This window comes from Bradyrhizobium sp., assembly GCF_027307225.1.
GTDB lineage: Bacteria > Pseudomonadota > Alphaproteobacteria > Rhizobiales > Xanthobacteraceae > Bradyrhizobium.
In genome coordinates, this window is sequence record NZ_DAHUXJ010000122.1 from 23442 (window position 1) to 30484 (window position 7043).

The window sequence follows — 7043 nt, forward strand, 5'->3', positions numbered from 1 at the left end:
CGATCCTCCTTTGCGCGTGAGGTGCTGAACCCGCGATAGCGAGCAATACCAGAGATTTTTGCTCAGTTGATCAGGCGATCGGCGCGCGGGGGCAGGAAGCGGTCGTCGAAAATGTCGGCCGCGTGCGGTCGTTTGGCGAATTTGAAACCTTCGCCGACCTGATCGATCGAACGTTCGAGGCGCGCCGGATCGACCGCGCCGAGGCCGTTGCGATTGACTTCATCCGTCATGATGTTGTCGCGGACCACGGCGTGCAGCCGCTCCAGCTCAAGATCGCGCGAGCCTTCCTCCATTTGGGTGAGGACCTGGTCGACCGCATGGCCCTCGTCACGGAGGGTCAGGCTGATCCCCCCAATCAGGGCCCGCACGAAGCCCTTCACGGCGTCGGGCTGTTTCTCCGCGAAGGCGGGATTGACGATCACGGCAAAGCCGTAGGCGTCGCAGCCATAATCGGAGAAGCGAAGCACCGCGAGGTCGTCGGCGGGAACGCCGCGGTCGCGCAAATCCACGGCCGCCAGGTAGGAGAAGCCGGTGACGGCGTCGACCTGACCGGCCGACAACATCGGCTCCCGCACGGCGGCGCTGATGGGGCTTTGCTTGATATGGTCGAGACGGATCTCGTTCTGGTGGGCGAGCGCCGGCCACAGCCCGGCCGAAAGGCCGCCGGGGGCCATGCCCAGCGTCTTGCCCTCGATGTCGGACAGCACGTGGATGCCCCGGCTCTTGCGGGCGACGATGGCATAGGGCGCCTTGTTGAACAGCACGAACACGGCCTTCACCGGCGCCGAGCTCTGGCTGCGGAAGCGGATCAGCGCGTTGAGATCGACAAGGGCAAATTCGCTGGCGCCGGAGGCGACCCGGGCGATCGCTTCGGGCGAGCCGGCAGCCATGTTTGACGTGACCGTGAGGCCCTCGGCGGAGAACACCCCATCGGTCATGGCGACAACCACAGGCGCTTCACCGGCGGTGATGGGGCGATCGAAGGAAAGCCTGACGGCGAGCGGGTGGCCGGTCTCCACAGCGCGACTTGCAGGCAGGCCCAGGCAGACCCAGGCGGCAATGCAACAGGCAATGATGGTCTGAATTGTGCGCATCAGCATCGCACCAAGATACAGGAAGCAGTTGCCGCGCCGGATACGTCGGTTTTATGACACCGTTCGGGCCGCGCCATCCTGCTCTCGCTAATCTGAACGGCAGGTGAGCAGGCGTGGTTTCCGGTTGGTTTGCGCAAGCAGCCACGTTCACATCTGAGCGATTGCGCGCGGGCTCCGTAATATTGCGGCGATGGCGCTGCCAGTTCTGGTGGATATTGCTGCCGCGTCAGGCATGCGGCAGCTTTGTTGCGCCGCCCGCTGCTTCGGCACCCTACAAATCTCACGAGCGAGTTAAGCTGCCGGTCACCGTGGCCGCTGTTTCCTGGTTTTTGCAGCGTCGTTAACACGCTGGCGAGGCGTTTGGATTATCTTGAAGATATGAGTGATTCGCTCGAACGGCTCTATCAGGCAGTCATCGTGGCCAAGGATCTCGATCCCTCGGTTTCGCGAACGGCCAAGCTGTTTCAGCGCGGTCCCGACAAGATGGCGAAGAAACTCGCCGAAGAGGCGATCGAAGTCGTTATCGATGCGGTCAACGGCAAGACCGAAGCCGTCGTCCGCGAAAGCGCCGACCTGCTCTATAACCTCACCGTGCTCTGGGCGTCCGCCGGTGTTCGCCCGGAGGACGTCTGGCATGAGATGGAGCGGCGCGAGCATCTGCTCGGGATCGCCGAGAAGCTGCCGAAGTCGCCGGTCAAGGTCCCGCCGTCCCGCCTGACGCGGCGGCCAATTGTCGCGCTCGAAGGCCGCGGCATGCGCAAGCGCCACTAAATATCCGCTTGCCGCATGGACAAATCCATCGCGTGATGCTTCATCGCGGCATGCTGAGACGTATCTACGATTGGTGTATCGACGCCGCCGACAAGCCTTACGCGCTGTGGATCCTCGGCGCGGTCGCTTTTGCGGAAAGTTCCTTCTTCCCGGTTCCTCCCGATATCATGCTGCTGCCGATGTCGCTGGCGCGCCCCAAGCGCGCGTGGCTGTTTGCGACGCTTTGTACGATTGCCTCGGTGGCCGGAGGCGTGCTCGGTTACGCGATCGGAGCGCTTCTCTATGACTCGGTTGGGCAGTGGCTGATCAATCTCTACCATCTTGGCGGCAAGGTCGACGCCTTTCGCGCGTCCTACGCCCAATGGGGCAGCCTGATCATCCTGCTGAAGGGGCTGACGCCGATCCCCTACAAGCTCGTCACGATCACTTCGGGTTTTGCGGGTTACAACATCTGGCTGTTCATCCTGTGCTCCATCATCGCCCGGGGCGGCCGCTTTTTCATCGTGGCGGTCGTGCTCAACCGCTATGGCGATGTGATCCGCGCCGAAATCGAGAAGCGTCTCGGGCTGTGGCTGACGGCATTCCTGCTCCTGCTCGCCGCCGGATTCGTCATCGCTGTCAAGCTGATTTGAGGTCGGCGGGCCTCGCTGCCCTGGTGTGGATTTTGGCGGTCGGCAGCGGCTGGCCGCAGACGCCCGCGCCACAAGCCCCACAGCAACTGGCGCCACAAGCCCCGGCGCCGCCACCGGCCGGAACCCAGCCGGCCGCGCCCGAGAATCCGGGCCTGTTCAACGAAATGGGCAAGGCGCTGGAAAAGTCCCTGTCGATCCTGCCGACCCTGAAGAGCCCGAGCGAGACGCTCGACGATCTCAACGCGAAGACCAAGGACGTCGTCAAGGATGCCGGCGAAAGCCTGTCGCGACTAGCCAAGCCGTCGTCGATGGTGACCGGCCGCATTGCCTGTCCTGCCGCCGCCAACGGCGCGTCCGATTGCAGGATGGCGGCCGACAGGCTTTGCCAGTCCAAGGGGTTCAAGGAAGGCAAGAGCCTGTCGACGGATTCGGTCGAAGCCTGTTCGGCGAAGGTGCTGATCCCGGGCCGGACGCGCAAACCCGACGATTGCCACACCAACAATTTCGTTACCCGCGCGCTGTGCCAGTAGCTCGGTCGCCTCATTTTGTGGGAGGTGACCGGCACGAAGCACGATTGCCTTTTTGATATGATGTCTGGCATCCTTTGCTTCATGGGTGGAATTTCCCGCCGCCCGGAATTGTAGGGAATTTTGCCGATGTCGATGCCTGCGCTGTTCAAGGGCCGCCTGTCGCTTCCGGTGATCGGAGCGCCGCTGTTTATCATCTCGGTGCCCGATCTCGTGATCGCCCAATGCAAGGCCGGCATTGTCGGCGCGTTTCCGGCGTTGAATGCGCGCCCGCCCGAATTGCTCGACGAATGGCTGACGAGGATCAAGCGGGAACTCGCGGAATATGATGCCGCCCATCCGGAGCGGCCATCGGCGCCGTTTGCGGTCAACCAGATCGTGCACCGCTCGAACAATCGGCTCGAACACGATCTGGCACTCTGCGAGAAGCACAAGGTGCCGATCATCATCACCTCGCTCGGCGCGCGCGAGGAAGTGAACGAGGCCGCGCATCGCTGGGGCGGCATTGTCTTCCACGACGTGATCAACCAGAAATTCGCCCACAAGGCGGTCGAGAAAGGCGCCGATGGGCTCATCCTCGTCGCGGCCGGCGCCGGCGGCCATGCCGGCGTGATCTCGCCCTTCGCTTTCGTGGCGGAGACCCGGCAATGGTTCGATGGTCCGATCGCGCTGTCGGGCGCCATCGCCAATGGCCGCGCCATCCGCGCCACGCGTCTGTTGGGAGCGGACTTCGCCTATGTCGGCTCGGCCTTCATCGCCACCAGGGAGGCCAATGCGGTCGAGCGCTACAAGGAAATGATCACGGCGTCGGGCGCGGAAGACATCGTCTATTCCAATCTCTTCACCGGCGTGCATGGCAACTACCTGAAGCCATCGATCGTGGCCGCCGGCATGGACCCGGATAATCTGCCGCAGTCGGATGCCTCGAAGATGAGTTTCGGCACCGATGCTTCCGGCGAACGCGCCAAGGCCAAGGCCTGGAAGGAAATCTGGGGCTCCGGTCAGGGCGTCGGCAGCGTCGGCCAGGTCGTACCGGCGGCCGAATTGATCTCGCGTTTCAAAAACGAATATGACGCGGCGGTCGATCTGCCGCTGTAGCGCGAGCATCTCCGCCGAAGGCTCTCCGATATGAAGTCGCCGCGATCGGTCGCGGCGCTAGTGGAGCGGATTTGACATTCGCTACCCGCTTAGCAGCGAACTCGTGAGGCGAATGTCAAATCCGAAACTCCACTAGACGTTTATATTTCCTAGTGGTCCTTTGATTCTAACATTCGCAAAGATGCCCGCCGAGAAAGGATGCGAATGTTAGAATCGGACCACTAGCGGCCATTTAACCCGCCCTTAACCACGTCCGCCCAAGATTCAGCTTCAAGGCCGGCCGCGCCAGTGCGCGCATCCGGCGGGAGCAGTGGTTGCGGGGGTGACATGGATTTCGAGACGCTGTTTGCGAAGACGCCGGCAACCCTGGATGATATCCGACGCCGCGTCGCTTATGCACTCGAGCGCCACCCGCTTTGCCGCAACGTGCAATTCGATGTCGTCCGCATGCCTCGCGCCGCAGGAGGCGGTCGAAACTGGACCATCAACTGGCAGACGGTCGCGCCGAATGCACTGTGGGAGGCCTCCGATATCGTCGCCGACATCCAGGACGCCTACGAACTCGTCGCGGCCGCCTGATCACCCGGTTCCTTTACGGTGAGCAAGCATCGTCACCTTGGTGGCGCGGTTAGGCCTTATTTCCCGCCGCTATTGTCGGGAAGGTGCCCGCGCGCAGCCGGGCCGGTCGTGACGACCAAGCTGAAAATGGAGAGTTACCTGTCAAAAGCCGTCACCATCATCGCCTTGACGTGCTTCCTGGTCGTGGGTTCTGCCGTCGCCGCCATTCTGGGCCAGGACAGCGTGCCCGCCGCGGCGGTTACCGCGATGGTGGCGCCATCGATCTCCGCGCAGGCAGTCGTGTCGAACCGGGAAAGCAAGGCTGACAGGCTGACCGTTGCCGCGCTAGCACCCGATCCGGTCCCGGCAGAACTCACCGCCACCATCCCAAACGAGCCGCTGCGGCAGGCCTTCGCGCCGACCGCTTCCACCGAGGCGGAAGGCCCCAAAGAAATCTCCAGGGAGATATCCAGGGAAATCCCGAAGGCCGCGGAGCCGGTGCCAGCCAAGCCGAAGCAGCAGGCCGTTGCCAGGCCGCCGGTTCAGAAATCGTACACGCTGTTGAGCGACGCGCAGATCGCCGGCATCAGGGAGCGGCTTCAACTGTCGTCATCGCAGGAATATTATTGGCCGGCGGTCGAGACTGCGCTGCGCGCGGTGGCCCACAGGCTGCACGCCACGCGGCAGACCGATCCCAATGCGCCCATGCATCTCGATCCGGACTCTGCCGAAGTCCAGCAGTTGAAATCGGCGGCGATGCCGCTCTTGTTCCAGCTGCGTGAAGACCAGAAGCGCGAAGTGCGCCAGCTTGCCCGCCTGATCGGTCTGGAAAAAGTCGCGGCGATGATCTGATACGGCGCCGATCGCGCATTTAGGCGATGCGGCCTCAGGCCGCGATCACTTCTTCGCCGGTTTCCTTGACGGTGCGGTTGCGGCCCAGGCGCTTGGCCTGATAGAGCGCGCGGTCGCAGCGATCGATCATGCCGTCGGCCGTTTCGCCCATACGGAATTGCGCCACGCCGATCGAGACTGTGACGCTTGAGATTTCCTCGCCTGTCGTGCGCCGGGTCAATCGCGCCTCGCAGATGCGGCGGCGGATGCGTTCGGCCACTTCGAAGCAGATATCGAGCGCCGCACCAGGCAAGATCGCCATCAGTTCCTCGCCGCCATAACGCGCGGCGAGGTCGCACTCGCGGACGTTCTCTTGCAAGACCTTGGCGACCAGCCGAATAACCTGGTCGCCGACCTGGTGGCCGAAGCCGTCGTTGAACTGCTTGAAGTGGTCGATATCGATCAGCAGGATGCTGAGCGGCGTTCCCGCCTCCATCGCCGTGATCTGCTCGGCGCGCAGGAAGGCATCGAGCGAACGCCGGTTGGCGAGCCCGGTGAGGGCATCAGTGTTGGAGTGTTGCTCGGCCTCCTTGAGCGAGTCCTTGATCTGGTCAAGGTCTTTTGTGGTCTGAAGGAAATTCGCTTCAAGCGCCGAGGAACGCGTCGTCGCGGTCGACAGCTCTTTCACCAGCTTTTCGATGATCGGCCGTGGATCGGCTGCGGTCTGACATTCCGACTCGACCTCGCCGAGGTTCTCCATCTGCTCGCGGTTGTCGGAGATAGCGCTCGCTAAAAATTCCTGCGCACTGGCGATCACGCCGTGCAACTGCTCGGGAAAATCCCCGCTCGTGCTCGAATGAGGGTTGACGTAAGTCAGGTAAAGATCGCGGTTGATGGCGGAATCGAACTTGCGCTTGTTCGCGATCAGGATGTCGATGGTTTTCTTCAGCGTGAGCGATCCGCCCATCGTGTAATAAAACCAGACCGAGAAATTATCGGGAGTCGGCGGCACGCCGTGTTGCGACATTAAACGGTTGGCCCGATCCGCGGTCGTCGTCGCGATATCGAAGTCAATCTCGTTGCCGGCGCCGCTCATTCCTTGAGGCCATCCACCCGGGATTTTTATTCGGTCCAAATCTTGGAAAGTCGGTTGGTTAACCGGCAATAAGGATTTTGAAATCCCTGAGATAAATCAGGGGCAATCGTACTTTTCACGATAGGCCCCACATCTAAAGGATGGTTTAAACATCGCAGCCGGAGGCCCGTTTGCTGGCATCCAAAATGCCGAAGACGGTAAATGTCCGCGAAACACAAGAGCCATCATCAGCGCCCATCGTCGCGGTCCATAAGCGCCTGCAATGTCGGGCCTTCCCGGCCGCACAAGACGAAATCTAGATGTGGGCTTTCAGGAGGTTGTCCATTCGGCCCTGACCGGGAACTCTGAAGTCGCCAAACCACCAGCGATTCGCGGAGAACCGAATGGACACCCACAAGAATGCCCCCCTGACGCCCAAAGGTCGAGAGGCCATGGT

Annotated in this window: 8 protein-coding genes; 6 read left to right on the top strand and 2 right to left on the bottom strand. The window is 62.1% G+C overall.

Features of this window, described 5'->3' with window-relative positions; all coding sequences use genetic code 11:
• Positions 1-62: 62 nt before the first annotated feature.
• Positions 63-1100 (bottom strand): ABC transporter substrate-binding protein, encoded by a 1038-nt coding sequence (locus M6D32_RS20890; protein ID WP_298259773.1) that lies wholly within the window; start codon positions 1098-1100, stop codon positions 63-65.
• 372 nt (positions 1101-1472) lie between these two features.
• Here M6D32_RS20890 and hisE point away from each other — a divergent pair, with 372 nt between their 5' ends.
• From hisE to M6D32_RS20920, 6 genes are all read left to right on the top strand, one after another.
• Positions 1473-1865: a phosphoribosyl-ATP diphosphatase gene (hisE, locus tag M6D32_RS20895; protein WP_298259775.1), complete on the top strand. Its 393-nt coding sequence runs from the start codon at positions 1473-1475 to the stop codon at positions 1863-1865.
• Between the two features lie 50 nt (positions 1866-1915).
• Positions 1916-2497, top strand: a complete 582-nt coding sequence (locus M6D32_RS20900; protein WP_298259777.1) for a YqaA family protein — start codon at positions 1916-1918, stop codon at positions 2495-2497.
• Complete coding sequence (locus M6D32_RS20905; RefSeq protein WP_298259779.1) at positions 2494-3027, top strand: hypothetical protein; 534 nt, start codon at positions 2494-2496, stop codon at positions 3025-3027. The genes M6D32_RS20900 and M6D32_RS20905 overlap by 4 nt, the downstream gene beginning before the upstream one ends.
• Positions 3028-3153: 126 nt before the next feature.
• Entirely contained in the window at positions 3154-4122 is a 969-nt protein-coding gene (locus M6D32_RS20910) for a nitronate monooxygenase family protein (protein ID WP_298259781.1), read from the top strand.
• A 327-nt stretch (positions 4123-4449) separates the two neighbouring features.
• Complete coding sequence (locus M6D32_RS20915; protein WP_298259783.1) at positions 4450-4701, top strand: hypothetical protein; 252 nt, start codon at positions 4450-4452, stop codon at positions 4699-4701.
• Between the two features lie 138 nt (positions 4702-4839).
• Positions 4840-5532, top strand: a complete 693-nt coding sequence (locus M6D32_RS20920; protein WP_298259785.1) for a hypothetical protein — start codon at positions 4840-4842, stop codon at positions 5530-5532.
• Between the two features lie 34 nt (positions 5533-5566).
• Here M6D32_RS20920 and M6D32_RS20925 read toward each other — a convergent pair whose 3' ends face one another.
• Entirely contained in the window at positions 5567-6538 is a 972-nt protein-coding gene (locus M6D32_RS20925; protein WP_298259787.1) for a GGDEF domain-containing protein, read from the bottom strand.
• Positions 6539-7043: the final 505 nt, after the last annotated feature.